A 25,412-nucleotide genomic window follows, 5' to 3' on the forward strand; every position below is an offset into this window, starting at 1 on the left:
TAGCCGCAGTGTCCACCCACCCCACGCTTCCCGCTGCGCTGGAGCCGCCGCAACGCCGCTTTCCCACCTGGCTGATTGGCATCCTGTACTCGGCTTCCGGCTCCATGAACGGCTTTGTCGCGGTGTCGCTGGCCACGTTGCTCACGGGCCGCGGGGTCAGCAACGCGCGCGAGGCGGCCATCACGGCGCTAATCCTGACGCCCAGTTACCTGAGCTTCCTGTTTACGCCGCTGGTTGATTGCGGCATGAGCCGCCGCGCCTGGGCCATGCTGCTTGCGGTGGGCGGCGCGGTTTGCCTGGGAACGGGCGTTCTGCTTACGCCGGCGGCCAGCGCGGGCGGCGGCTACGGCGGCGGCGCAAACCTGCTGATCCTAACGTTGCTGCTGGGCTACCTGTGTACGCAGATGTATTCCAGCACCATTGGCGGCATGGTGCCCAACCTGGTGGAGCCGGCGCGGCAGAGCGCCGCCAGCGCATGGCTCAACATTGCCTATCTTGGCCTGACGGGGCTGTGCGGCTATCTTTCCGTGTGGGAGATCCGGCACGTGTCGCTGCACACTGCCGCGCTGCTGATCCCGCTGCCGATTCTGCTGTCTGCTTCGCCGCTGCTCTTCACCGCGCGGGAGCATCGTGTGCCCAAGCGCGCCGGCGAGGCCATGCGCGAGCTCGGCCGCAACCTGCTGCTTTCCGCGCGGCAGCGCAGCTATTGGTTTGCGCTGCTGGTCTTCATCGTGCCGTCGGCAACGTTTGCGATGCAGAACCTGTTTGGCGGCATCGGGCGCGATTTCGGCGTCAGCGACGAGCGCACTGCGTTCATCAGCGGTGTGGTGCTGGCGATTGCATGCATCGTTGGGTCGGCGCTGGGCGGCCCGTTGAGCAATCGTTACGACCGGCGGCTGCTCTTCATCGCGCCGGCCATGGTCGCCGGCCTGGGCTCGCTCGCCATGATCGCTCTGCTGAATCGAGGAATTGCGCCGGCCACGGTCTTCCTGGCCGGTGTGTGCTTTTACAACGTGCTGGCCGGCATCAACTACACCGCGACCAGTGCGCTCGTCTTCCAGATTGTGGGCCGCGACAATCCTCTATCGGCGACGCAGTACGCCATCTGCATCGCGGCATGCAACGCGGCGATTGCGGGTGCGGTGGCGCTGGACGGTAGCGGCTCCAACCTGCACGGTCACTGGGCCGGCGCGCGCGGCGAACTGCTGACGGATGCACTGCTGAGTCTGGTGCTGGGTGCGGTGGTGCTTGCGCTGGTGTGGCGCTTTGGCGGCGGGTTTCCGCGGCCGCCGGTCGACGAAGCCGACGCCAGCCAGGCACCGTCGTAAAGCAGAGGGCAAGCAATCGCTCCGCCCCCGTTTTGGATGCAAGCTAGCCGCAGACCTCGTCCCCGCGGGCCTGTGTAGGGGTGCGCAGCGAACGGGATCCTAAGCCGCTGGCGTCCAACGTGATCTGGACGAACTGCCACACAAGTGGAAGGCGCAGCAGCAATCCCAGGCAGGCATAGCCGAGGTGCAGGTGTTCCAGAACGCGTGCAAAAGCGCGGATGCCGTGTTCCGGTGGTGTGCCATCGCCCGGATCGTAGCGCATGCGGCGCACGCTGCCGTCGTGCAGCGACTCGGCATCGCGGACCTCCAATCCAAGCGGCTTGCGGCATTCGATCCAACGACCGACCAGGCTGCACGTATCGCAGGTCCCAGCGATAAACACGGTCGCGGACGGGCCGGCATGGAAGGGACGCCACCGCATTCGCCAGGCCGGCACGGCGCGGCGATAGGCGAGCCACGGTGTCCCGAACCGCGCGCGAAGGTCGGTCTGCTCATCCCAGAGCGCCAGGCCCGCCGAGTATGCGACAGCGAGCACTGCCGTCCACGCAAACAGGGGTGAGCGCAACAGAGCGCTCCACAGCAGCAGGGTGACGGTGCAGAAGAGCTGCATGGGATTTGCGCAATACCGGTAGATGCCGCTGGTCACCAGGCGTTGTGGCGGGTCCAGCGGCAGCGGCGTGCCGCCGCCGCGGTCTGCAAACTCCTGCGCCGCGCTGATGCCCGGTACCGCCAGCAGAAACATCGCATCCAGCAGCCAGGGCAAAGGTCCGTGACGCAGATGGAACAGTGGCGACCACCCCGCTGCCGGCCGCAACGCGAACAGTACTTCTGGTAAACCATAAAAGAATAGAAGGCCGGCGGTGAGCACCTGCAGCGCGGCCCGGCCGCGAACATGGATGCGTCGCTCCGTCCAGTCCGCTATCACCAACGCGGGCAGCAGCACCAGCAGTGCGGCAACGGCCTCGCCGATCCACCATGCGCGGTGCAGTGTGACCACGGCGCGGCACATGGGCATGATGCACGCATCCAGGGTTAAGAGCAGCAGAAGTCTGCGCACCACGCCCGCTCCCAGTGCGATCGTGGGCAGAACACCCCACAGAATCGCCCATCCCAAAAGCAGTTCCAAAGGCATGCCGCGCACAAGCAGCGGCGAGCCTGCCGGGAAACTCCACCATGCGAACCGCAGGTTCAGCGCCTGCAACGCGAGCAGCGCAGGCAGGACCCACAACACGGCCAGCAACACCGCCGTGAACCGGAACGGAGCTCGCCGCCGCAACACCGCCCCCACCAGGCAGGCGAGTATGGGCGCGTACAGGGCGCCGGCGCGCTCCAATATGGTTGCGCCGGGCTGTACCGCACCGCCGGCGATCATCGCGCGCCCACCGGTGTGGCGTTGCTGTCGAGGAGGTATCCCGCCGCGCCGCGCACCGCCGCGCGCTCCAGCGGGCCGAAGTACCAGGCAGGGTCCAACTGCCGGTCATACGTGATGCGCGACACCACGGCTGTGTGGGTCGCATCGAGCGCGATCCAGCTCACTTCGCTGGTGCGCCAGCGCGTCCACTGCAGCAGCTTGCTGCCGTCCTGTACGGCTTCCAAACGCACGTAGCCGGGCAGGGATTCGACAACACGCAGATGGAGGTCGCCCGCCGGAGCGCCCTCCGCGCCGGCGAAGTGCACACCATGCTCCGCGCCAACCCCAAGACCGTTTCCCCACGACCGCAGTGGTGCCGGAAAGCCGAACCGCAGCAACAGCGGCCTCGGCACGCGTACGTCCATGCCGCCCGCCAGCGCCGCGGCAACATCTGCAGCAGGCGCATGGACCACGCGGCGAACCTCAACGGTTGCCGCGCGCGTGACTGTCCAGCGCGGCGACACGCCCTCCAGGCAGGCGGGCACCAGCGCCAGCAGAGCGACGCAACCCATGGCCGTTTTGTCGCGCCGTCGCGATGAATCCATGATGAGGCCGACGATCACGCCGACCAGGTAAAACAGGGGCGATGCGATCAGGATGCAAAACCAGCCCTCACCCAGCAGAGGCGCCAGCACCAGCAGCACCAGCGTGATGCCTTTGACTACCGCGCCCGTTGCAGATTTGGCAGCTGGAGCACAAGCCAGCAGCAACGCGCACACAGCCGGCAGTCCCATAAACATCAGCGAGGTGTGCTGCAGGTTATGCGCGAACAGGCCGCGGTAGATCATCGCTCCCACGGTGAATACGACGATGATGGTGATGACCGCCCATTGCGAACGCCGCAATCCCCACATGCGTGGTTCGTCGTTCAGCGTGTAAAGTGCCGGGCCGGGTTCCGGGGCAGATACGGCCGGATGGTACCATGTGCCACCAGCGTGTTCGGCTGCCGTGGCTTCTTCGCTGATCGCGGACTCCTGCGGTGATTCGTGCCCGGCATTGTTGTGCAAATTGGGATCGCTCAGTGCCATTCCTTACCTCCCCACCTTCCCATGCTGTGCGTCTCCCTGGCGCATTTGGCGGACCAGATCGTGGGCCGCGCTCTGCCAGTCGGGAAATTGGAACGGAAAGCCCTCGTGCTCCAGGCGGCCCGGGTAGACCCAGCGGCTTTTCAGCACCAACTCCGATTCGGTGCGCATCAGGTATGTGCCGAGCTTGATGGCCCATTCGGGTGCGGGCGGACCGAAGCGCACGCCCCATGCCTCTCGCAGCGTGCGCATGAAATCGCGATTGACCGGGGCATCCGGTGCAGACAGGTTGACGGCGTCGTTCCAGCGGGCATCGCGCAGCATCCACTCCACGGCACGCACATAGTCGGCCTCGTGCATCCAGCTCACATGCTGGTTGCCCTTGCCCTGTGTGCCACCCAGGCCGTACCGCACCAGCTTTGACAGCACGGCGAAGACGCTGCCCGGCTGTGCGCTCATGACCAGCGATGTGCGCATCGCGACGGTCCGCGTGTGCGGCAGGGGATGCGCAAAGAGCGCCTCTTCCCAATCCAGGCCGACCTTTACGCTGAACTCCCAGGACTTTGGAGCGTCCGGCTCATGGCCGCCGATCTCGTGGTCCGACTCTTCCTGCGGCTCGTCGAGCGCGTGCTTGTAGATGGTTGCGGTGCTCGCGTTGAGCCACACCGCGGGCGGGTTTCGCAGACCGCGGATGACCCGGCTCAACAGCTTCGTGGGACCGATGCGCGAATCGTAGATCTCCTGCCGGTGTTTCGGGGTAGAACGCGTGTTGACGGAACGCCCGCTAAGGCCAATGACGGCGTCGGCGCCTTCCAGCGTGTCGACCCAGGCGCCTTCGGTCTGCGCGTCCCACGGCAACACGGTCCAGGGTGCTGGGCGCGGATGACGGCTCAGCACGATGACTGCGTCGCCCTGCGCGTGAAAGTGCTTCGCCAGCAGATCGCCGATGTTGCCACTGCCACCAGGCAGAACGATGCGGCGTGGCTTTGCGGCCGGCTGCGATGGTTCCAGCACCGTTGCGCTAGTCGCCATAGACCACCTCCAGCAGATCGCCGGCCAGCCGGTGCAGCGGCCGCAACAGCGGCAACGCCGCCAGCCGCAGCCCCACGGTTAACATCTTTAGCGTGCGGTCCAGCAGCACCGCCGTGCGATGCTGCTCCGGCGATTCGTCGTACACCCAAAACAGAAGCACGCCCATCTGGTACAGCCACAACAGCCGTGGCACGTACGGCGCAATGTTTTTCGGCAGCTTCAGCTTTGTCTGCATAACAGCCTGCTGAAAGAAGTGGAGATCCGATTCGCGGATGTGCGCCGTCTCTGCGCTGAAGGGCGACAGCGGCTTCTTTGGGTCCACGTGCGAGGCCAGCGCGCTCATGAGCTGCCGGTTGTCCGCAAAGGTGTTGAGCTTGGTTTGGATGATGCCGCGCAGCGTGGCTTCCAGCGATGCCTTGCGTGCCAGGACCGCTTCCAGCGCGGGCCGCATCACGTGCTGCGCTTCCTCATAGAAGGCGAGCACGATCGCGTCCTTGGCGGGGAAGTAGTAGTACGCTGCGCCGACCGCAACACCTGCCGCGGTAGCCACCTCGCGCATGGTCGCGGCTTCCAGGCCGCGTTCGCGAAAGATCTCGAGCGCGGCGTTAAGGATGCGCCGGCGCGTCTCATCGGACTTGCGCGCCGGGGCCGGCACAACTTGTTCTACTGCGGCACGCGTCGCGCGGGTCATGACCGCACCGGCTCCACAGTCGACTGCTGCAGGCTGTTCACGCTGTCGGCGAGCGCATCATCGCCATGGAAGGCGTCCACCAGGAAGACGCGGCCACTGCGATGCAGGGTGCGCGCCACCCACACGGTCACCGCGATGCTGATCACGAGATAGCTGAAGTAACAGACTGGAACGCACATGGCTCTGCTCCTGTTTCACCCTGCCGGTTGCTCACTGCGGGTTCGTTTCGCAGCGTCTTGAACACGTTCAAAATATTAGACGGACGCGGGCCGGTTCGGGTTGCTATAAATTTGAACGCGTTCATAAATTGTGAAGCCGGTAGCATGGAAGGTAATGCGTCCTGTTGCGGTCCAGCACACGCGCCCGGTTTGGGCCGAGGTTTCCTCCGCCGCCCTGTGTGCGAATTACCGCCGCCTTTGCGCCGCGGCCGGGCCGGATGTGGACGTGCTCGCCGTGGTCAAGGCCAACGCGTATGGGCATGGTGCCGCGGAGTGCGCGCCCGTGCTGGCCCGCGCCGGTGCGCGGTGGTTCGGCGTGACCGCCGCAGAAGAGGGCGTGACGGTGCGCGCGGCCCTTCGCGCAGCCGGTGTCAAGGATGCCGCGCGAATCCTGATCATGTGTGGTGTGTGGCAGCATGAGGCCGCGTTCTGCTTCGACCACGCGCTTACGCCGGTTGTGTGGGAGCCGTACCAGCTCGCGCTGCTGGAGCAGGAGGCGATGCATCGGCATTGGCCGCACGGCGTCTTCGCGGTGCACGTGGAGATCGACACCGGCATGGCGCGCCAGGGCGTCGCGCCCGGCGCTGCTCTGGCGGCCTTGCTCTCGGCACTGCGTGCGTCGCCGCACCTTCGGCTTGAGGCTCTGCTGACGCACTTCGCGTCGGCTGAGGTGGTAGACGATCCGCAGAATCGCGAGCAACAGCAGCGCTTCGAAGTGGCGGTCGAGCAGACCCACGCCGCGGGCTTCCGGCCCGATCTGCTGCACGCCGGCAACACCTCTGGCGTGGACAGCGCCGCGACGGCGGCGTGGCTGCCGGGCTTGCAAGCATCTTTGGGGAGCACGAGCGGGTCGGCACCGCAGTTGATGACGCGTGCCGGCCTGGCGCTGTACGGCTACACTCTGCCCCTGCACGGTTTTCCCGAAAGGGGCGCGGCGGAGCCGGCGTCACACCTGCCCGGCATGGAACCCGCGCTTGTCTGGAAGACGCGCATCGTGAGCCTGCGCACGCTCGCTCGCGGGGAGACGGTTGGCTACAACGCGACCTACGTCGCCGCGCGGCCCATGCGCGTGGCGCTGCTGCCCGTGGGCTACGCGGACGGCTTCCGCCGCGCGCTCTCGTCGACGAATGCAGTGGAGGGTTCCACCGTGCTCATTCACGGGCGGCGCGCGCCCATCGTGGGCCGCGTGTCGATGGACCTTTCCGTGGTCGACGTGAGCGCCGTACCCGAGGCCGCAGTCGGCGACGCTGTGACGCTGCTCGGCCGCGACGGCGCGCTCAGCATCTCCGCCGCGGAACATGCCCGCCTCGCCGGCACGAACGTGTACGAAATTCTCTGCGGCATCAGCGACCGCGTTCCGCGACTGATCGTGTAAGCCTGCCGCGCCTGACCTGCCGACGCGACTGCTCAATCGTTACTGCCGAGGCGTCACCGGCTCCGGCTTGCCGCCGGGCTTCCATTCGGGCCTCCACGCCGTGTTCGCCAGCCACCGCACCGGCGCTTCCATGCTTTGGATCGCCGTGATCATGTGCGCGAAGTCGATGGTCTTCAGCTCATCGGAAACCTGGTGGTAATCCTTGTGCAGGCCGAAGCTGCTGACCGTCTGCGCGATGGTGCCCTGCCGCGCGAGCTGGATGTTGTCGCTGCGCTCGAAGAAGTGCTGATCCGGATGCGGATCGCCGAGGAGGTGGGCACCGTGTGCCGCAAGCGTCGGGCCCAGGTTGCTGCGCTCGTACCCGGTCAGCCACAGCGTTCCCGCAGGCACTGCCGGGTCAGGCCGGCCGATCATCTCAAACTCCAGGTTGGCAACGATGCTGGTCAGCGGCACCGGCGGATGTTCCAGAAAGCCGCGTGCGCCATAGCCGCCCAACTCCTCGGAACCAAAGAGCGCAAAGACGATGGTCCGGCGCGGCGCGCGGCCTGCGGCAAGTGCACGCGCCAGGTTCAGCACCGCAGTGGTGCCGCTGGCGTCATCGTCCGCGCCGTTGTAGATCGCGTCGCCGTTCACCGGCTGGGCCGCCACGCCCAGGTGGTCCAGATGCGCCGTTAACAGGACCACCTCGCCCTTCAGCGCGGGATCGCTGCCCGGCAGCATCGCCACAGCGTTCCAGGTGCTGGTGCGCGGCACGTCCTCGTAGCGTGTGATGCGCTGCTTCGCCCGGTCGCTCAGCGTCACCGGAACCTGCTGCAGAAAGCTGTCATCGTCGCCCGCTGGCTTGAGCCCGAGCGACTCAAAGACGCTCGCGCAGTACAGTGCCGCCAGGTGCTCGTCACGGGTCAGCGAGCCGCGCCCGTGCATCTCGTCGGCGGCCAGAAAATCCATGTCGGCGTGTACGGAATGGGCCAGCTCTGCCGGCGGCTGCTTCACGCTCGTGCGCTTCGGCGCGGGGGCGGCGCTCGCTCCGGCGGCACAGAGCATCACGGAACAAACGGCGGCGGCACACAGGCGGCAGGCAAAATGCATACGCCTAGCGTATCGTCCGGATCGCCGGCTAGAACTCAATCCCGCGCTGCGCCAGGATGCCGCGCGTGTACGCATGCTTCACCTCGCGCATTTCGGTCACGGTGTCGGCCAGCTCCAACAGCGTGGGGTGCGCATTGCGGCCGGTCAGGACCACGTGCAGCAGCGGCGGCCGATCGCGCAGGGCGGCGGCGACCCCCTCCGCGTCGAGCATGCCGTAGCTGATCGCGTACAGAATTTCGTCCAGCACAATCACGTCCCACGCACCCGAGTCGATCTCGCGCTGCGCCTCGGCCCACCCTTCGGCGACCAGGCGCAGGTCCTCCGGGTCGGTTTCGGCGCCGCCCACCTTCACGAAGCCGCGGCCGAGCTGCCGTATTTCGAACCGGCCGCCAAACCCTTCTGCCACGTGCAGCTCGCCGTAATCCCAGGATCCCTTCAGGAACTGCAAGACCAGCACGCGCATGCCGCTGCCCACCGCTCGCATCGCAATGCCCAGCGCGGCGGTGGTTTTGCCCTTGCCCGGCCCGGTGTGTACCAGCATCAGCCCCTGCCGCCGGCTTCCGCCCGCTTCGGTTTCGCTCACATTTCCTCCATTGCCGGGCAGAGATCAAACAGTACAGCAGCTACTCGTGCCCCAGGTGGTACGGATGCCCGCCCAGGATCGTCGTTGCCCGGTAGATCTGCTCAGCCAGCACCAGTCTCGCCAGCTCATGCGGCAGCGTCAGGGGTCCAAGCGACAGCAGGCGGTCGCTGCCCCGCACCACCCCGAGCGCGGCGGCGGACCAGCCGTCCGCCGGACCCACGGCCGCGACCAGCCTGCGCGTTCCACCCTCGCGCAACTCTCCCATCGCCTTTGCCAGGCTTTCGGAGGATATTGCCTTGCCGCGCCCATCCAGCAGCCACAGCGCCGCCGCACCGATCCGGCGGTCCAGCGCCCATTGTTCCAGCAGAGCGGACTCGGTCCGGAACACCCGGGCGTCGGCCCGCCACGCACCGCCGAGGCGGCGCAGGTAGCTTCCGGTCAGTCTGTCCAGCTCCGTCGAGTGCCCGCGGCCCGCCCGCACGGAAAAGATCGACACATGCACCCGGCCAGCATAGACTGCCGAACGCCACATTTCAGAGGGATTCACTTGCGCAAAACCATTATGAATTTTTGAAGTTTCTATGAAAATCGGGAGACATTTGTCTTCCACCACAGAAGCCTGCGAAACAGGTTGTTGAAAAAGCGGCACCTATCGGCGCAGCAAGCTTTGGCAACCCACGTGCAATGTCCCTTGCAATCCCTTTCTGAGTGCGGAGGCAGCCGCCTGCGCCCTGTGTTGCCATCGCTCATTCGCATCACCTCGAGGACACCGATTTTGAAAAAGAATCTCCTAGGACTTGCACTGGCAGCGGTTTCGGTCTCCGCCGCGCTGGTTCCGCTCGCATCTGCACAGTCGGTTACTGCCGGCGATATCAATGGCGTGCTTACAGACCCAACGGGTGCCGCTGTTCCGGGCGCGCAAGTCACCGTAACGAACGCGCTCACCGGTGCGGCGAAGACCGTCACGACTTCCGGTACTGGCGGCTACCGTGTCGCGCTGCTTCCTCCCGGAACCTACAAAGTAAGCGTGACAGCAACTGGATTTGCGACCACGGCCAATCAGGTAGCAGTGTCTGCGGGTTCCGTCACCACGGATGACCTGAAGCTTTCGGTCGGTCAGAGCAACGCCACCGTCGAGGTGACGGCAGAGCCGCTCACGCTCAACACCGAAAACGCAGATATCAATACGACCTTCACCGCAGAGCAGGTACAGGCGCTGCCGAACCCGGGCAATGACCTCACGTTCGTCGCACAAACCGCGCCGGGTTCTATTATGAACACCGGCACTGCGGCGGGCGGCTACGGCAACTTTTCGAGCTTCGGCATCTCGGGCCTGTCAAACCTGTTTACCCTTGATGGTGGTTACGAGAACGACCCGTTTCTGAACCTAAACAACACAGGCGCCTCGAATTTGACTCTCGGCAACAACGAAGTCGAGACCGTAACCGTGGTCTCTCCGGCATACAGTTCGCAGTTCGGCGGCTTGGGCGGGGCGCAGGTCAATGAGATCACGACAAGCGGCGGCAACCGCGTTCACGGGCGCGCTCAGTATTATTGGAGCGGTCGCGCCCTAAACGCAAACGACTACTTCAACAAGCAGAGTCAGGTGTTCAACGGCGAAAAGAACCAGGCTCAGTTCGTAAATGCCAATCAATGGGCAGCATCCATCGGCGGTCCTGTTATTCATGACCGGCTTTTCTGGTATGTCAATACGGAAGGTCTCCGAGTTACGACACCCACTTCCGGCCAGGTCTACGCGCCCAGCCCCGCATTTCAGCAGTGCTCGCTGACCGGAACCAACTGCGCAACGCTGAACGCCGCAGCCGCCGCAGACGCAGCGAACAATCCCAACTCCACACAAGTTGGCCCGTTCTCTCAGGCACCCGCCAGCCAGGTTCCTCTTCTTTCGGCCATATACGGCGTCTACAACAAAAGCCCATTTCGTCCTAGCTCGGGCGTTGTCGCCGATCCCAATGATGTGAGCGCGGTGTCGTACTATGCAAAGTCTGCGGCATTCCTTTCCGAGTGGCTGTTGACTGCCCGCGTGGATTACCGGATCAGCGGTAAAGACTCGATATACGTTCACTACAAGCAGGACCACGGAACACAGCCCACATACGTCGACCTGATCGACCCCCGTTTTTCCGCGCTTAGCCCTCAGCCTGCGTGGGAAGGTCAGATCAACGAAACGCATACGTTCTCGCCAAACGTGATCAATCAGCTAGTGATTGCCGGCAATTATTACAGTGCACCCTTTCAGAACACGAACAACTATCTTCCTGTCGCCCCGTTCACCTTTGCGTTTATCGATGGTGATCTCCAGAACACCGACTACGGTGGGGAAAATTACGCCTTCCCGCAGGGCCGGCGTGTAGCCGGTTACCAGATCGTCGACGATCTGAGCTGGAATCGCGGTCGCAACACCCTACGCTGGGGATACAACTTCCGCCGGGACAACGTGACCGACCTGCCGCAAAGCCGTGCGGTCGCCACGCTGGACGAAGGCTCCGTGGAGGCGTTCGGTGCAGGCCTGGAGAGCTTTGTACACTCCCAATACTTTCCGCTGCGCCAGGAAGAACCGATCGCCGTATTCAATCAGGGTGCCTATGTGGAGGATGCGTATAAGCTCATCCCGAACTTCACCATCACAGCCGGTCTGCGCATAGAGAGCAATTCCAATCCCACCTGCCTCGCGAACTGCTTTGCGGTGCTGAACAGCGATGCAACCTCGCTTCCGACGGGCGCTGCGAGCACGACCATCCCGTACAACCAGCTCATCTCGGCAGGGCGCCACCAGACCTTCAAGGACTATCAGGTTGTGGCCTTTATGCCGCGTCTCAGCTTTGCGTATCAGCCCTCCGTTGGCAGCAAGACGGTCATTCGTGGCGGATTCGGCCTCTTTACGGACACATTCCCGGGCCTAATCGCGGAACGATTGCTGACCAATGCCCCAAACGTTTTTCGCGCTACGGTGTATGGTCCTGATGGCGGTGGGCCCAACGATCTGAACCTGGACCCGGGCACTGCAGGCAGCGGTGGTGCAGTTGCCCGTGCCTCGTACACGGCCTTTCAAAACCAGTTCGCGGGTGGCGGCACGTATGCAAGCACGGCAGCTGCCGTTGCGGCGGCGGGTGGGTCTTACAGCGCGCCAGCCTTCTCCACCGTCGCTGGTAAAGTTAAATACCCCACATACGAGGAGTTCAACTTGGCGATCGAGCGGCAGCTCGACCGTAAGAGCTCCATCGGTGTGACCTACGTTGGCAACCACGGTTTCCACGAACCCGTAGCGGACGGAACACGCAATCTGAGCAGCACCGGATCAACGTCGACGAGCACCTCCACGGGTAAGAAGCCGTTCGGTGCAAACTTTTTCCCGGGGATCCCCACGGCTCGCCCAGTAACGCCCTTGGCTGGCATCACGAACTACTACTCCGGTGCAAGCAGCAACTTCAACGGTGTTGTGGCGACGGCAACGCGGCGATCGGCTAACCTGACGCTGCAAGTCAATTATCAGTTCAGCAAGGCTCTTGACGAGATCTCAAACGGCGGTATCGAACCATTTGCTCCTGATGCCGGCGATGCTGCTTCCGTGTCAAACCCGAGCAGTCTCCACACCCAGTACGGGCGTGCTGATTATGACGTTCGCCACAACACGAGCGCAAGCTTCGTTTGGCAGGTCCCTTCGTATCATCGTCTTCGCGCCATCACCGGTGGATTCGAGTTTAGTGGTGCTATTTTCCATCAGAGCGGCTTGCCATACTCGATTCTGCAAAGCTCGACCAGCGTCGGTTCTGGCACAGGCGTAGGCGCGGGTACCACAAGCTTCGCCAACGGTACGGTTAACTTACTGGCGCGGCAGGTGAGTAATAACTTCGATCACCACTGTGGCGGATCGTCCCACGTCCTGCTGCCAGATGGTAGCGTGGCAAACCGCTGCAACTTCACAAGCACGAGCGCCTTCGCAGCCCCAACCAGCTTCTACCAACAGGGACGCAACACCTTAACCGGACCGTCGTACACCAACGTCGATTTTGGAGCCAACAAGGTGATCCCGATCTACAAGCTGGAATGGGTCAAGCTAAAGCTTGGTGCCCAATTCTTCAACCTGTTCAATCACACAAACTTCCAGAACCCAGGCCATACTTTGACTGGCAGCGGAACCAGCGCCTACGGTGCTATCTCAAGCACCGTAAGTTCGCCGACCAACATCTTCGGCTCGGTTGGCGCGAACTCCTCGCCACGTCTCATCCAGCTCAAGGGCAGCATCAACTTTTAACGCAGAAAGCTTGGCCAACGGAGCAGGGCGGCAACTATGTTGCTGCTCTGCTTTTTTTGAGAGTAGCTGGAGAGAAGGCTCTCCCCTGCGTGCCATGATCGAAGGGACAAGCTCCACTAAGACTTTGATCGCGACGCGACAAGCAATACGGTGAGTGACAATGCGTACAGGGTCATTTGGGCGATGGCTAGCCGCAGTGGTGTGGGGGTCAGCGTCAGGCGTAGGTAGAGCACGATGGCGGAGGGTGCCAGGAGCAGGACGCCGAGGAGGACAGGTGTCAGCCACGTGCCAGCCGTGCGGCTTGCGGATGTGGAACGGCTTGCGACTGTAAATGCGGAGCGAACGGTGAGGGCGAGTGCGAGCAGGGCGGCCATCCACGCCCATACCGGGGCAAAGGGAATCCACTGCGCCCGGTGCGACAGGCCCAGCAGCAGGCTGGCCGCGATGGGCGGTGTCAGAGCCAGAACGAACAGAGCTGCCGCCATCTTTTGGCCGCTCAGGGTCTGTTCCACAGCGTCGGTCGCCTGCCCGCTGGCCGGGGCGTCCAGCTTTCCTACGGTTATGCCGCGCATCGGCGAAAGCGGTGGAGCGCCTGCGCCGCTCCACGCCGTAGCGGAGGGGACTGGGGGTGGGGGCGGCACCGCACTGGCGGCCATGAGAGGCACCGGACTGGCGGACATAAGCGGAGTCGATTCGAGTGAGGGCGCAGCTTGAAGTTCACCGGCGTGGACCGCAGCCCTGGGCTCCACTTCGCCGCCTGAATGCTCACGCGATCTCGTCACAAGCTCGGTTTCCCAAGCCTTCGCGGCGGGCTGCTCCAGACGCGAGGCGGCCGGCTGCTCGGAAAGCGGCGCGGTGGTCTGCTCCGGTACAGAAGCGGCTTGCTGTGGAGGGATCGCGGCAGGCTGCCCGGACTGCGGGGCGGCGGGCTGCTCCAGACGTGATGCGGCCGGCTGCTCGGAAAGCAACACGGCGGACGGCTCAGATTGCAACACGGCGGACTGCCCGGAGTCCGAAACGTCCTGCCCGGATTCCGGCCCTGCGGGCTGCCCGGCGGGCTGCCCGGAGATGGCTGCGTTGTGCTCCGCTTTGCGCCTGCTTCGGACTGATTCGCGAAGCCACGCCTCGCCGATCCTCACGCCTTTTGCGAAACTGACGGATTTGTCCATGCCATGCTCCTCACGTCCGGTCGGTTGCTACAGCTTAGAGTCGCTTGTGGTTAACGCTTCCACGTCCACGGCCTTCACGGGGTCGCCCCATTGTTCGGCCTCGATCTCATACCGCACCTGCTCGCCGGGTGCGATCGGTTTCAGGCTTCGTGCCTTGAACCCGGTCACGTGGTTCTTTGCGTCGTACAGGGTTAGATATACCTCGACATTGCGGGCGATCGCATCGCCGTGGTTGGTCACAGTACCCTGCACCTTTTCGGTGACGAAATGGTACGTGTACGAGAAATTGACCGTGACAGAACCGGGCGTTCTTGTACGGTTCTCGACACTGATGACTAGCTGTGTCGGGTTCGCGCGCGTTTTGGGATAGCTGAGCACCGGTTTCCAACGATACACAATTTGTTGTACCTCGGCTGCCTCGCCGCCCCATTCGAAGGACACGGGAACGTGGCCGCGCGGCGGCAGATCGCTCAAGCTCAGGTCGCGCGTTTCCAGGGTGTGCCCACCCCGTTGGATCAGCAGTTGCACGGCGGGAGCGATGGCGATGCGGTCGGGGCTGCGATTGGTGACCTCGCCCACAAACCAGAGGTTCCCGTCGGTGTCGTTCATGGGACGGGGCTTGGTGACGGTGAGCAGACTTGTATCGAACAGATTGGCCGCGTTGGCTGAAGCAGTGTGCAGGATGTCGATGGCAGACAGATCCGAGCCGGCGGGCAGTGTTCGTACCGGCGGATTATTCACCGCAAGGATGCGGCTCCGCAGCTGGACAGAGGGCAGGTCCTGGCTGCTGGCATGGTGGGACCTGCGCAGGATAAAGAGCAGTGCCCCAAAGAGCACCAGCAGCAGAACCACCATCGAGCCGATCAGCCGGGCGCCTCTTCGCGGGGCCGACCCAGCCTCGGTGGTGGTCGAACCAGGCGACTTGCTGCCGGATGTTTCCGGCTGGGTGGCGCCGCATGACTGGCAGACGCGCGGGCCGGTACCGCTCCACGTTTGCATCGATCCGCAGTAGGCGCACTTGTATGTGGCAGCCATCACTCGTCCTCCGCGGCGGCGTCCACCAGGTATTCGTAGCGCAACACGGGCTGGACGTTCGCCGTGGGGATGTGTATGTCGAAGGCGACCTGCTCGCCGGGGCGCATCGCGCGCGCATAGCCGGTGCCATAGCCGATCAGCGTGCGGTTGGTGCCGAAGAGCATGACCAGCACCTGTACTGCCTTCACGGGGGCTTTGCTGTTGTTCTGCACCAGGCCGACCAGACGGTATTCCGGCCTGCCGTCCTCCCGCACCAGTTGCGTCTGCGTAAGCGGCAACGATACGGAAGCGCCGTCGGCGCGGTCCGCCGAGCTGGGCGGTGCGACCTCGGTGCGGGTGCTTCCGTTTGGCGTTTCAAAGGCGAAGCTGACCGGCTCGTACTCGCCCGGCAGCAGGCGCGGCAGCGGCGCTTCCGACGACGCACTGGCGCCCCGGATGCCGTCTGTGTAGAGCGTCATCGTGTAGCGAGGCACCTGGATCGGCCACGGGCTGTGGTTGTACAGCATGCTCACGTATTTGCCGCTGCTCACGCTGCTGGTCGGGTCGGTCATCCACGCCGCGGGCGACAGCGCCAACTGACTTGCCGGCACTGGTGGGGGTGCGGGCTTCCGGTGGTCCGTCGTGGATGCGGGGGACGGCGACGAGACAGGGTTGCAGGAGGCAATCGTCTTCTCAACGAGCCCGATCGTGAGGATGGCAGCGGCAATCCACAGAATCACCGTGGTGCCCCGTCCAGGATTGGTGCTGGGTTCCACCGGCGGCCCTGGGTAGATGCCGACGATTGAATCGCCGCTGCCGTTTGCAGGAGAGACAGGCTGACCTTGTGAGGCCAGAGTCGAACCTTGACCCACCACCGGGTCCTGGCTCACCACCGTGATCGCGCCGCAGTGATTGCAGCGGTACTCGCGCGCGCCAAGCCGCTCCATGCTGGCGCTGCCGCACTGTCGGCACGTTACGGTCAGTTCGGAAAGGTTGGAAGCGGTTCCCATGGGCAGCGGTCAGTGGCAGCGATTTATGGCAGCGGCGGCGGCTGTTGCGGGAATAGGTGCAGCAGGCCGGGCTCCGTACCCGCCGCGGCCCATGCTGTCATACCCGGGTGCCAGACCAGCGTGGCCGCGGTGACGCTTCCCGTCGCGGTCATGGCGGCGATCTGGTCGGCTGAGAACGGCCCCTGCGCCTTGCCGTCGAGTGCCACGTGATACAGGGCGGGCGGGCGGGCCGCGGCGGTGGATGGAGGCGTGGTCGCCATCGCGGGCGCGGTCACCAGTGGCTCGCTGCTGCTGGGCGATGCGGAACCGGGCACGACCGATGCGGGTGTCTGTCCCAGCGAACCCATCGCACCGTCCATCATGCGCGCCACCTGCTGCGCCGCGATCAGGCCCGCGCCCAGCTGCATGGCTTGTCCGCCAATCGCGCCAATGCCGCCGCCGGCCCCTGGGACACCGGTGTTTCGGGCCAGCGTTCCGATGGAGTTTGCCACCTCGAACTGCGTCAGCTTCGACATGTCGACGTTGTTCAGCCGGCTGTAGCGGAACAGCTCCTGCCGCTGGTCCGGCGGCAGCGAGAGGCTTTCGACCACAAATTGCAGCAGCTCAAAGCCGAAGGGTGCCAGACGTTCGTTCAGCGTGCCGACCAGGGTGTCGCCCAACTCGCTCAGGTGCGCCTGCAGCTGCTCCAGCGTCGGTTTGGCTTCCGTCAATGCCTGGCTGAACCGGCCCACGATGATGCCGCGCAGGTAGTCGCGCAGATCGTTGTCCATCAGCACGTTCGTCGCGCCGACGACCTGGCGGAAGAAAACCTGCGCGTCCGCGATGCGATAGCTGGTCTGGCCAAAGGCGCGCACCTGCACCAGGCCAAAGCCGGGCGCTTCCATGGTGACCGGCTGTTGCGTGCCCCACTCCAGGTTCAGCACGGGCCGTGTGCTTAGGAAGTAAATCTCCGCCTTAAACGGGCTATCGAAGCCGTACTTCCAGCTCTGCAGAGTCGACAGCACGGGTAGATTGCGCGTTTCCAGCGTATACGTGCCGGGCGCGAACACGTCGGCCAGCTTGCCTTCGTTCACAAAGACCGCGGCCTGACCTTCGCGCACGATCAGCTTCGCGCCGTACTTGATCTGGTCGTGAAAGCGTGGAAACCGGAACACCAGACAGTCGGCCGCGGGAGCGGCGAACTCGATGATGTCCACCACTTCGTGCTTCAACCCGGACCACAGCGGCATCTTTTCCTCTTTACACGATAGTAGCGTTCGCGGTCGCGCAAGAACCGCTCACAAACGTAGGCGGTGGGATGCGCGAGCCGGAAGCAGCGGTTGCGTCTGCCGCATCCTGCCCCACGCGGCTGTTGTGCATCCATCGGGGAGCACGTTCGATGATGTGGCAAGGAGCGCCGATGCTACCCAATTTTCGCAGCCTCGCTTGTGGAGCGGCTCTGCTCGCGACAACCGTCCTATCCGGCTGCGGGCCGCAGTTTTTCTCGGCAAAGGGTGACGTAAGCAGCGACGGGGGCGCGCTCAGGGCATGGTCGCGCAAGCCGATTTCCTGCTCGCGCGGCGTCATCACGGGTGAGCCGGACAAGATCGTCACCTTCCGCTTTGACCTGCCGCCTGGGTTCAAGCCCGGCCGCCCCGGCAACCAGAACGCCCCGGAGGAATTGGCGTTTGCGAAGAGCGGCAGTGGCACCATCGGCAGCCTGAAGGTGTTTGCCGAGGTGAAGCAGCCGGGCAGCCCTGCCTCTTTCACCCAGACGACGGACGGATTTATGCTCGACAGCTCAACCTGCAAGACCCTTACGCTGGATCGCGAAGAACAGGGAAGGGGCTTTGGCGATTCCGAAAAGCCGCTGAAAGGCCATCTGGTTCTCGACTGCAATGTGCTGGGTTCGCACGTTACTTCGGACATGACGTTCAAGCAATGTACGTTCTAGCGTGAGGTCTGGTACGACCCCGGTGCCGCACGATCCAACCTTCCCGGAGCTTCCTTTGCGATCCTTTTCCGTGCCGGTTCTTGCGTTCTGCTCGCTTGTGGCACCCGCGTTCGCGCAGGTGAATCCCGACGCCTGCAAACAGGTGCCAGTGGACGATGTCGCGGCCCTGGTGACTCTGAACCAAAGCACAGTGGAAGAGAACGTCCGCACGGACATGAATCGCTGCGACTGGGACGTGAAAACGCCACTTTCCTTTATGGGAGGCGAGGTCCGGCTGACGATCCAGCACTTTGACACACACAAGGACGCGGTTGATTCCCTGCGGCAGGAGTCGCCCCTCACGTTCGATAAGGAACCGGCTCTGGTCAAGACTTCCGGCCCGGATGATCACGTTCGCTCCGACAATACCAATACCGCGGAGTATGCGCGGTCCGAGGCAGTGCATGGTGAGTACCTGGCCAAGGTTGAGGTGCTCCGTACCGAGCCCGGCGCACGCGCCCACCCCACGTTTGCCTACCGGTTGCAACGGCTGGCGCTGCAGGCCGCTGGCGCGACTATTTTGCCCACCATCGGCCTGCCGCCGGACCCCGTCCGGCCGAAAGCGGTACCTGATACGGCGGATGGGAGCTCGCATGCGGGCTCCGGCTCCTTGTTCTCGCAACCGCCGGTCATCGTCCTGATCGTGCTGGCGGTGCTTGTGCTGGGTGCCGCGCTGCGACGCGTCGTTCAGCGGAAGGGCTGAACGATTACGTACCGTTGCATTTACACGGCGAGTCGCGCCCAATCCGGCCACCGCGCAACCCAGTCCACAAGGCGTCGCAACCAACGAAGCAGGTAAGCTGCTGCGTGCCTGCTCGAAGTGTCCGCCAGCTTCAATTCTTTCTTCCCCCAAACAGTTTCAGCAGGAGCTTTTCATGAGTGACTACACCCTTTCGCGCCGCAAGATGGTCGGCAGCCTGGGCGCCGGCCTGGCCGCCGCCACATTGCCAGGCGCGGCCGTTGCGGCGCAGGCAACGGCCGCGAACTCGACCGCGCAGCCCGTTGCCGATCCCACGACCAAGTACCCCAAGCCGCCCTACACCAGCCCGTTTCAGCCGTGGCCCGGCCTGGCCAGCAAGATGACGCCGCCACCCGACCACGGCGAAACCAGCTACAAGGGTTCGGGACGACTGCTCGATCGCAAGGCGCTGATCACCGGCGGCGACTCCGGCATGGGCCGCGCGGCCGCCATCGCCTATGCGCGCGAGGGCGCGGATGTGGCGATCAACTACCTGCCCGCCGAGGAACCCGACGCGCAGCAGGTAGCGCAACTGATCCGGCAGGCAGGACGCAAGGCCGCGCTGATTCCCGGCGACCTGCGCGATGAGAACTTCTGCAAAAAGCTGGTGGCGCAGGCGGAGCAGCAGTTGGGCGGGCTTGACATCGTCGTGTCGAATGCCGCGCGGCAGCACCAGGTCGAGTCGATCGCGGACATGACGACCGAGCTCTTCGACTGGACGATCAAGACCAACATCTACGCTCCGTTCTGGATCATCAAGGCCGCGCTGCCGCACATGAAGCCGGGCGCGTGCATCATTGCGACCACCAGCGAGCAGGCCTACGATCCATCCGCAAACCTGTATGACTATGCGCAGACCAAGGCGGCGACCATGAATTTTGTGAAGTCGCTCGCCAAGCAGCTTGGGCCCAAGGGTATTCGCGTGAACGGCGTGGCGCCGGGACCCATTTACACGCCGCTGCAGATTTCCGGCGGTGCGACCGAGGAGCACTGGCGCAACTTCGGCGGCGACTACCCGCTGAAACGCGCCGGTCAGCCTGCAGAGCTTGCCAGTATTTATGTGCAGCTTGCCGCGGAAGACGCTTCGTACACGACGGGCAACATCTACGGCGCGGGCGGCGGCAAGGGGCAGCCGTAACCCCCCTCCCCTTGCGTTTTGGTAAGTTCTTCCTGGAATGCGACTTAGCCCTGCGAACCGGTGTAAGTTCCTCATGAGCAAAGGCTTGCCTGTAAGTTCCTGTGCTGATGGAGTTTATAAGCGGGTGCACAGAAGATGGTGCACCCGCTTTTGTTGCACGGCAGTTATTCGAAGGTCTTCTGCGAGGACGCGCGTGCGCCATCGGGCGAACGCCTTGACGTTCCGAAGCGTGCTGCCGTACTTTCATGGGGCGTTCATGCTTGCCAAACAGACAAAGAAACCGGCCCTGGGCCGGGCGGTTCTGACAGACGTTCAGTTCTGGATTCCGGTCGTGGTGCTTGCGCTCGGCCTGATTCTGCTGGTTTCACTGCACTGAACCAGGCGAGATTGAATCGGGCGAGACACGCACCGGCGCGCCGCGCCTGAATGGAGCCCTACACTGAGTACCCGCACCGATTCCGCCACGTCGCTTCGCTCGCTGCACTCGCTCGGTGTGCTGTGCGGGCTGACGGCGGGCGTGTGGCTGGGCGCGGCGGAGGCGCCGACCAAGCTGGTCACGGCGGGTTTTTCGCCGTTCACGATTTCGCTGTGCATGGTCGCGGGCGTGTTCACCGCGCGGTGGACATTTCCGACGCTGCTGAAAGGAACGACGTACGTATTTGCCGATCTTCTGGAAAAGAAGCACCTGATCGTCTGGGCGATCCTGGCCGGAGCGCTTTGGGCGGTGGCGAACACGCTGACCGTGTTTGCGGTGCGCGACGTTGGCCTGACCATCGCATTTCCGCTGTGGAACACGAATTCGCTGGTCGGCCTCTTGTGGGGACGCCTCTTGTTTGGAGAACTCAAGGGCGCGGGCCGCGGCAACATCCTGAAGGTACTGCTGGGCACGGTGCTGATCATTGCCGCGGCCATCCTGCTCGGCTTCAGTTCGATCAAGGCGGGCAGCAGCATGGGCGCGCACGTGGGCGGCGGCCTGCTGGCGGCGCTGGGTGCCAGCCTGATGTGGGGCACCATGTACGTGCCCTACCGCAAGGCCTACCTGAGCGGCATGAACCCGCTTTCGTTTGTGACCGCATTCACCGTGGGCGAGCTCGTGACCATGCTCGTTCTGGTGTGGACGCTGGATGGCGGCGCGAATGCCCCGGCGTTCCACTTCGCGGTCATCCGGCCGGTGCTCTTCTGGCTATTCCTGGGCGGCATGATCTGGGTGGTGGGCGACCTGTTTCAGCAGTTTGCCTGCAAGTACCTTGGCATCGGCCGCGGGATTCCGCTGTCGAACACCAACCAGCTGTGGGGCCTTGCCTGGGGCGCGCTGGTCTTTGGTGAGTTGCGCCACGCGGACAGCGCGCACCGCGCCCTGGTTATCGCCGGCTCCGTGCTGATGATCCTGGGTGCGCTCGCGGTCAGCACGGCGGTGGCCTCGGCGAAGGAGCAGACGTCGGTCAACCAGGCGCTGGCCCGCGAGTGCGACCGCTACGGCCTGGATTACCAGCGCACGTTGCTGGCGCAGACGGGTGAGGAGTTCGATCGAAGTGAGCGCCGCCGCTGGTGGGATTACGCGATCGTCGTCGCCGCGTGCGGGGTGTTCCTGTTCCTTGCCACAGAGGCGCAGCGTCCCGCGCTTTCGATGAACGTCCGTTGGATCGCCGTGCTCGCCGTGGTTCTGGTGTTCAGCCTGGTGGCGGCGTCGATGCGGCTGTATCGGCAGACAAGGTTTTCCTGAGCGGCAGGCGCGCGGTTGGAGACGTTACTACCTCGGCGGCTGAAGCCGCAATTGTTTTTGGCGAGGCGTGCTTCTGTCCGCGAGAGCTGCGCCCGGCGTGTCCGTCTGGTTCCATTCCGCAGAAATCCCTTGACGTAAGCGCTAACGGAAGCAGATAGTGGCTCCCGTTATCCAAACGAGTTTCACGGAACCGTCATCACGATTCGCTCGCGATGACGCAGGATAGTTGTATCCGAACCAGGAGTACGCAATGCCCTCTCGCACCTCCCGCACGTACGGCCTTCGCCTGTGCTGCGCGATTTTCTTGCTGTTCTGCTCGATTTCCGTCTTTGCCCAGTTCGATACCGCATCCGTGCTTGGCTACGTGCGCGACGCCGCCGGCGCTGCCGTGCCCAACGCCACCGTGACGCTGACGGACGTGAATACCCAGGTGACGCAGACCGTGCAAACCGGCAAGGACGGCAGCTACCAGTTTGCCAGCGTCAAGATCGGCAACTACAAGGTCGCTACGGAAGCTTCCGGTTTTGCCCGGTATGAGAGCGCGACCTTTCCGCTGACGGTGAACGCCCGTCAGCGCGTCGATGCCGATCTAAAGGTCGGTTCCTCGACGGAGGTGGTCAATGTGACCAGCCTTCCGACGCAGCTAGAGACGGAGACGAGCTCCCGCGGCCAGGTGATCGGCACGCGCGAGGTGGAGAACCTGCCGCTGAACGGCCGCTCCTACGCCGACCTGGTGCTTCTGGCGCCGGGCGCGCGCCGGTCCGCACTGGAAACGCAGAACCCCGACAGCCGTGAGGCCTCCTTCAACATCAACGGCCAGCGTTCCGCGTTCAACAACTTCCTGCTGGACGGCCTGGACAACAACAACTACGGCACGTCGAACCAGGGCTTCGCGAATGAGAACATTCCGCCCTCGCCCGACGCCGTTGCCGAATTCCGCGTTGAGACCAACAACTATTCCGCCGAATACGGCCGCAATCCGGGCGCTGTGATCAACGTGGCGACCCGCCGTGGCACCAACTCCTTTCACGGTAAGGCCTACGACTACAACCGCAACACGGCGCTGAACGCGAACAACTATTTCAGCACGCCGGGCACGCACCTGAAGCTCATCCGCAACCAGTTCGGTGGCACGTTTGGCGGGCCAATTTTCAAAGACAAGGCTTTTTTCTTTACCGATTATGAGGGCACGCGCCAGATCTTTAACCAGGCGCTGACCGTCTCGTCGTTGCCCACCACCGACCAGCGCAACGGCATCATCGGCATTCCAATACGGAATCCGATCACGGGCCGCTTGTACGCCAACGGCGTTGTTCCACAGGCGGACATTACCCCCTTTGCGAAGAACGTGTTTGCGGCGCTGCCGTTAAATAACCTGGCCGGCAACACCAACAACTTCACCTCGACGCCCCGCGGCACCATCAACGACGACAAGGGTGACGGCCGCATCGATTACACCTTTTCGCCGCGCCTGTCGGTATTTGCGCGGTACAGCGAACACCGCGGCGCCATCTTTACCCCGCCCGGTATTCCGGGCGCTGCTGGCGGTAACAGCAACGGCAACGTCCACCTTCTGAACCGCGACATCGCCGGTGGCGCCACCATTACGCTCTCGGCGACCCGCCTGCTGGACGTTCGCTTCGGGTGGTCGCATAACGAAGGCGGCAAGTCGCCCATCGGCGTCGGCCAGCCGTCGATTCTGGTCCAGAGCGGCATCACCGACGGTCTTCCCACGGATCCCACGATCGTTCGCACGCTCAACGCGCAGGCCATCTCCGGCTACTCGCAGTTCGGCGCACAACCGTCAAACCCGCAGTTTCAGAACCCGACGATCTTTAACCCAAAGGTGAACTACACGACGATTCGCGGCCGCCACACGCTGAAGCTCGGCTATGAGTGGCAGGGCGTCAACACGCAGGTCAACGACTTCAATCCCAGCTACGGCCAGGACAACTACGGCGGTCAGTTCAGCAAGCCGGTGGGTGTGACCGCGAATAACAACCTGTACAACCTTGCCGACTTCTTGTTCGGCAACCGTTCCAGTTACTCGCTTACCACGTTTGCCATTGTGAACCTGCGGCAGCGGTTCAACTTCGGCTATGTGCAGGACGACATCAAGGTGTCGCCGAAGCTGACGGTCAACGCCGGCCTGCGGTATGAGCTGGTCACGCCGCAGTACGAGCGCGACAGCAAGCTGGCGAACTTCAATCCCACCACGCGGAGCCTGGTCAACGCCAGCAACGGCAGCATTTACAACCGGGCGTTGGTGGACATTCCCAAAAAGAATTTCGGCCCCCGCTTCGGTTTTGCTTATTCCGCGGACAACAAGACTGTGCTGCGCGGCGGCTACGGCATTGTGTACACGCAGTTCAACCGTGCCGGCGGTGAAAACAACCTGACCTACAACGGCCCCAACGTGGTCAATGCCAGCATTACGCAGCCCATCACCAATCCGCTCTGCCAGAACGACACCCAGGTGCAGGCGAACTGCTTCCGCCAGACACAGCAGGGATATGCTACCGGGCTGACCGCGCCTTCGAACTTTAATCCGCTCAACGTGCTATCCCGTTACATTCCGCGCAACTTCAACACGGGGTATGTGCAGAACTATTTTCTGGGCATGCAGCGCGACCTGGGTGCAGGCTGGCTGGTTGCGGCGGACTACGTCGGCAACAAGAGCTCGCACCTGCAGATTCTTGCGGACTACAACCAGGCCACGCCATGCCTGCTGGCGACGGGCTGCCCCAACCTGCAGGCGCGCCGGCCGATCAACAATTTTGCCGGCATTGAGATCGCCTACGGTGAGGGCTCGGCGAACTACAACTCGCTGCAGATCCGCACGGAGAAGCGCAGCAATCTTGGCCTGTTCCTGCTGAACTCGTTCACGTATAGCCGGCTGTTCGACCTGTCGAGCGGGCACCTTGAAACGGCGAGCGGTGATAACTCGCGCGTGAACTATGCGAACTCGTCGAATGACTACGGCCCGGGCGGCTACGATCAGCCGCTCAACGACACCCTGTCGGTGGTGTATGACCTGCCGTACGGTCGCGGCCGACGCTTCGGTGGGAACTCCGGCTATGTTGCCAACGCGCTTCTGGGCGGCTGGCAGCTTACGCTGATCAATACGGTCACCAGCGGTCTGCCGCTCAACATCACGTACAACATTCCGACTTCAAACGGGCTGTATGTGTCCGACCTGGTCACGTATCGTCCGAACCGCGTCTTTGGCCAGCCGTTCAACACGGCGACGAACGCCCGCGTTCGCACCGTCGGCGGTGGCAGCATCACGAACTACCTGAACCCCAATGCGTTCACGGCACCGACGACGTATCCCTGGGGCAACACGTCGCGCAACGCATTCCGGTCCACGCCGTTCTACCAGGCGGATCTTGGCGTGCACAAGGTGTTTCCAGTCTTTACGGAGCGCGTGAACCTCGACCTGCGCGCGGAAGCGTTCAACGTCCTGAACAAGGTCAACCTCGGCCCGCCGAACACCACGTTGAATGGTGGATCGTTTGGCGTTGTGAATACGGCCTATCCGGCGCGTCAGCTGCAGCTGGCGGGCAAGCTGATCTTCTAACCTGGGCACGACCCGATCCCAACACGGCCCGTGCTTCTG

General features: G+C 63.7%; 21 protein-coding genes. 9 read left to right on the top strand and 12 right to left on the bottom strand.

The annotated features are described in order from the left end of the window. Positions 1-8: 8 nt before the first annotated feature. Positions 9-1,328: an MFS transporter gene (locus tag ACOFKT_RS16965; RefSeq protein ID WP_419805169.1), complete on the top strand. Its 1,320-nt coding sequence runs from the start codon at positions 9-11 to the stop codon at positions 1,326-1,328. 43 nt (positions 1,329-1,371) lie between these two features. Here the strand turns inward: ACOFKT_RS16965 and ACOFKT_RS16970 are convergent, their stop codons facing one another. The 5 genes from ACOFKT_RS16970 to ACOFKT_RS16990 are packed head-to-tail and all read right to left on the bottom strand — an operon-like array spanning position 1,372 to position 5,666. After that, entirely contained in the window at positions 1,372-2,700 is a 1,329-nt protein-coding gene (locus ACOFKT_RS16970) for a methyltransferase family protein (protein ID WP_419805170.1), read from the bottom strand. After that, the gene (locus tag ACOFKT_RS16975; RefSeq protein WP_419805171.1) at positions 2,697-3,767 is read right to left on the bottom strand and encodes a hypothetical protein; all 1,071 of its coding nucleotides are present in this window, start codon (positions 3,765-3,767) and stop codon (positions 2,697-2,699) included. The genes ACOFKT_RS16970 and ACOFKT_RS16975 overlap by 4 nt, the downstream gene beginning before the upstream one ends. A 3-nt stretch (positions 3,768-3,770) precedes the next feature. Continuing rightward, positions 3,771-4,796 carry an epimerase gene (locus ACOFKT_RS16980; protein ID WP_419805172.1) on the bottom strand — a complete coding sequence of 342 codons (1,026 nt, stop codon included), beginning with the start codon at positions 4,794-4,796 and terminating at the stop codon, positions 3,771-3,773. Further along, the gene (locus tag ACOFKT_RS16985; protein WP_419805173.1) at positions 4,786-5,487 is read right to left on the bottom strand and encodes a TetR family transcriptional regulator; all 702 of its coding nucleotides are present in this window, start codon (positions 5,485-5,487) and stop codon (positions 4,786-4,788) included. The genes ACOFKT_RS16980 and ACOFKT_RS16985 overlap by 11 nt, the downstream gene beginning before the upstream one ends. Continuing rightward, positions 5,484-5,666 (bottom strand): hypothetical protein, encoded by a 183-nt coding sequence (locus tag ACOFKT_RS16990; RefSeq protein WP_419805174.1) that lies wholly within the window; start codon positions 5,664-5,666, stop codon positions 5,484-5,486. The genes ACOFKT_RS16985 and ACOFKT_RS16990 overlap by 4 nt, the downstream gene beginning before the upstream one ends. A gap of 154 nt (positions 5,667-5,820) precedes the next feature. Between ACOFKT_RS16990 and alr the strand changes: the two genes are divergently transcribed. Beyond that, positions 5,821-7,080 (top strand): alanine racemase, encoded by a 1,260-nt coding sequence (gene alr, locus ACOFKT_RS16995; protein ID WP_419805175.1) that lies wholly within the window; start codon positions 5,821-5,823, stop codon positions 7,078-7,080. A gap of 39 nt (positions 7,081-7,119) precedes the next feature. Here alr and ACOFKT_RS17000 read toward each other — a convergent pair whose 3' ends face one another. From ACOFKT_RS17000 to ACOFKT_RS17010, 3 genes are read right to left on the bottom strand one after another with little or no spacing between them, the layout of a single operon-like run. After that, positions 7,120-8,169, bottom strand: a complete 1,050-nt coding sequence (locus ACOFKT_RS17000) for a M20/M25/M40 family metallo-hydrolase (RefSeq protein ID WP_419805176.1) — start codon at positions 8,167-8,169, stop codon at positions 7,120-7,122. Between the two features lie 28 nt (positions 8,170-8,197). Beyond that, positions 8,198-8,752: a cob(I)yrinic acid a,c-diamide adenosyltransferase gene (cobO, locus tag ACOFKT_RS17005; protein WP_419805177.1), complete on the bottom strand. Its 555-nt coding sequence runs from the start codon at positions 8,750-8,752 to the stop codon at positions 8,198-8,200. A gap of 40 nt (positions 8,753-8,792) precedes the next feature. Continuing rightward, positions 8,793-9,299, bottom strand: coding sequence for a 23S rRNA (pseudouridine(1915)-N(3))-methyltransferase RlmH (locus tag ACOFKT_RS17010; RefSeq protein ID WP_419805178.1), 507 nt, complete (start codon positions 9,297-9,299; stop codon positions 8,793-8,795). A 228-nt stretch (positions 9,300-9,527) separates the two neighbouring features. Here ACOFKT_RS17010 and ACOFKT_RS17015 point away from each other — a divergent pair, with 228 nt between their 5' ends. Further along, positions 9,528-13,028: a carboxypeptidase regulatory-like domain-containing protein gene (locus ACOFKT_RS17015; RefSeq protein ID WP_419805179.1), complete on the top strand. Its 3,501-nt coding sequence runs from the start codon at positions 9,528-9,530 to the stop codon at positions 13,026-13,028. Between the two features lie 116 nt (positions 13,029-13,144). Here the strand turns inward: ACOFKT_RS17015 and ACOFKT_RS17020 are convergent, their stop codons facing one another. From ACOFKT_RS17020 to ACOFKT_RS17035, 4 genes are read right to left on the bottom strand one after another with little or no spacing between them, the layout of a single operon-like run. Continuing rightward, a complete protein-coding gene (locus ACOFKT_RS17020) occupies positions 13,145-14,197 on the bottom strand; it encodes a hypothetical protein (protein WP_419805180.1) in 1,053 nt (350 codons plus the stop codon). A 27-nt stretch (positions 14,198-14,224) separates the two neighbouring features. After that, positions 14,225-15,232 carry an FxLYD domain-containing protein gene (locus tag ACOFKT_RS17025; protein WP_419805181.1) on the bottom strand — a complete coding sequence of 336 codons (1,008 nt, stop codon included), beginning with the start codon at positions 15,230-15,232 and terminating at the stop codon, positions 14,225-14,227. Beyond that, positions 15,232-16,221: an FxLYD domain-containing protein gene (locus ACOFKT_RS17030; RefSeq protein WP_419805182.1), complete on the bottom strand. Its 990-nt coding sequence runs from the start codon at positions 16,219-16,221 to the stop codon at positions 15,232-15,234. The genes ACOFKT_RS17025 and ACOFKT_RS17030 overlap by 1 nt, the downstream gene beginning before the upstream one ends. 23 nt (positions 16,222-16,244) lie before the next feature. Beyond that, a complete protein-coding gene (locus tag ACOFKT_RS17035; RefSeq protein ID WP_419805183.1) occupies positions 16,245-17,450 on the bottom strand; it encodes an SPFH domain-containing protein in 1,206 nt (401 codons plus the stop codon). A 170-nt stretch (positions 17,451-17,620) separates the two neighbouring features. Here ACOFKT_RS17035 and ACOFKT_RS17040 point away from each other — a divergent pair, with 170 nt between their 5' ends. The 6 genes from ACOFKT_RS17040 to ACOFKT_RS17065 all read left to right on the top strand — a co-directional run bounded on the left by ACOFKT_RS17040 (position 17,621) and on the right by ACOFKT_RS17065 (position 25,373). Continuing rightward, positions 17,621-18,154 carry a hypothetical protein gene (locus ACOFKT_RS17040; protein ID WP_419805184.1) on the top strand — a complete coding sequence of 178 codons (534 nt, stop codon included), beginning with the start codon at positions 17,621-17,623 and terminating at the stop codon, positions 18,152-18,154. Between the two features lie 55 nt (positions 18,155-18,209). Further along, a complete protein-coding gene (locus ACOFKT_RS17045; RefSeq protein WP_419805185.1) occupies positions 18,210-18,896 on the top strand; it encodes a hypothetical protein in 687 nt (228 codons plus the stop codon). Between the two features lie 172 nt (positions 18,897-19,068). Continuing rightward, positions 19,069-20,070 carry an SDR family oxidoreductase gene (locus ACOFKT_RS17050; protein ID WP_419805186.1) on the top strand — a complete coding sequence of 334 codons (1,002 nt, stop codon included), beginning with the start codon at positions 19,069-19,071 and terminating at the stop codon, positions 20,068-20,070. A 214-nt stretch (positions 20,071-20,284) separates the two neighbouring features. Beyond that, entirely contained in the window at positions 20,285-20,446 is a 162-nt protein-coding gene (locus ACOFKT_RS17055; protein ID WP_419805187.1) for a hypothetical protein, read from the top strand. Between the two features lie 117 nt (positions 20,447-20,563). Then, positions 20,564-21,793: a GRP family sugar transporter gene (locus ACOFKT_RS17060; protein WP_419805188.1), complete on the top strand. Its 1,230-nt coding sequence runs from the start codon at positions 20,564-20,566 to the stop codon at positions 21,791-21,793. Between the two features lie 250 nt (positions 21,794-22,043). Beyond that, entirely contained in the window at positions 22,044-25,373 is a 3,330-nt protein-coding gene (locus ACOFKT_RS17065; RefSeq protein WP_419805189.1) for a carboxypeptidase regulatory-like domain-containing protein, read from the top strand. Positions 25,374-25,412: the final 39 nt, after the last annotated feature.

Origin of the sequence: Terriglobus sp. (assembly GCF_965201105.1) — a bacterium.
GTDB lineage: Bacteria > Acidobacteriota > Terriglobia > Terriglobales > Acidobacteriaceae > Terriglobus.

Coding starts and splice junctions, on each gene's coding strand:
- ACOFKT_RS16985 (WP_419805173.1), bottom strand. CDS start 5,487: ATGACCCGCGCGACGCGTGCCGCAGTAGAACAAGTTGTGCCGGCCCCG.
- ACOFKT_RS17040 (WP_419805184.1), top strand. CDS start 17,621: ATGCTACCCAATTTTCGCAGCCTCGCTTGTGGAGCGGCTCTGCTCGCG.
- ACOFKT_RS17025 (WP_419805181.1), bottom strand. CDS start 15,232: ATGGCTGCCACATACAAGTGCGCCTACTGCGGATCGATGCAAACGTGG.
- ACOFKT_RS16980 (WP_419805172.1), bottom strand. CDS start 4,796: ATGGCGACTAGCGCAACGGTGCTGGAACCATCGCAGCCGGCCGCAAAG.
- ACOFKT_RS16970 (WP_419805170.1), bottom strand. CDS start 2,700: ATGATCGCCGGCGGTGCGGTACAGCCCGGCGCAACCATATTGGAGCGC.
- ACOFKT_RS17000 (WP_419805176.1), bottom strand. CDS start 8,169: ATGCATTTTGCCTGCCGCCTGTGTGCCGCCGCCGTTTGTTCCGTGATG.
- ACOFKT_RS16990 (WP_419805174.1), bottom strand. CDS start 5,666: ATGTGCGTTCCAGTCTGTTACTTCAGCTATCTCGTGATCAGCATCGCG.
- ACOFKT_RS17050 (WP_419805186.1), top strand. CDS start 19,069: ATGAGTGACTACACCCTTTCGCGCCGCAAGATGGTCGGCAGCCTGGGC.
- ACOFKT_RS17065 (WP_419805189.1), top strand. CDS start 22,044: ATGCCCTCTCGCACCTCCCGCACGTACGGCCTTCGCCTGTGCTGCGCG.
- ACOFKT_RS17030 (WP_419805182.1), bottom strand. CDS start 16,221: ATGGGAACCGCTTCCAACCTTTCCGAACTGACCGTAACGTGCCGACAG.
- alr (WP_419805175.1), top strand. CDS start 5,821: ATGCGTCCTGTTGCGGTCCAGCACACGCGCCCGGTTTGGGCCGAGGTT.
- ACOFKT_RS16975 (WP_419805171.1), bottom strand. CDS start 3,767: ATGGCACTGAGCGATCCCAATTTGCACAACAATGCCGGGCACGAATCA.
- ACOFKT_RS17020 (WP_419805180.1), bottom strand. CDS start 14,197: ATGGACAAATCCGTCAGTTTCGCAAAAGGCGTGAGGATCGGCGAGGCG.
- ACOFKT_RS17035 (WP_419805183.1), bottom strand. CDS start 17,450: ATGCCGCTGTGGTCCGGGTTGAAGCACGAAGTGGTGGACATCATCGAG.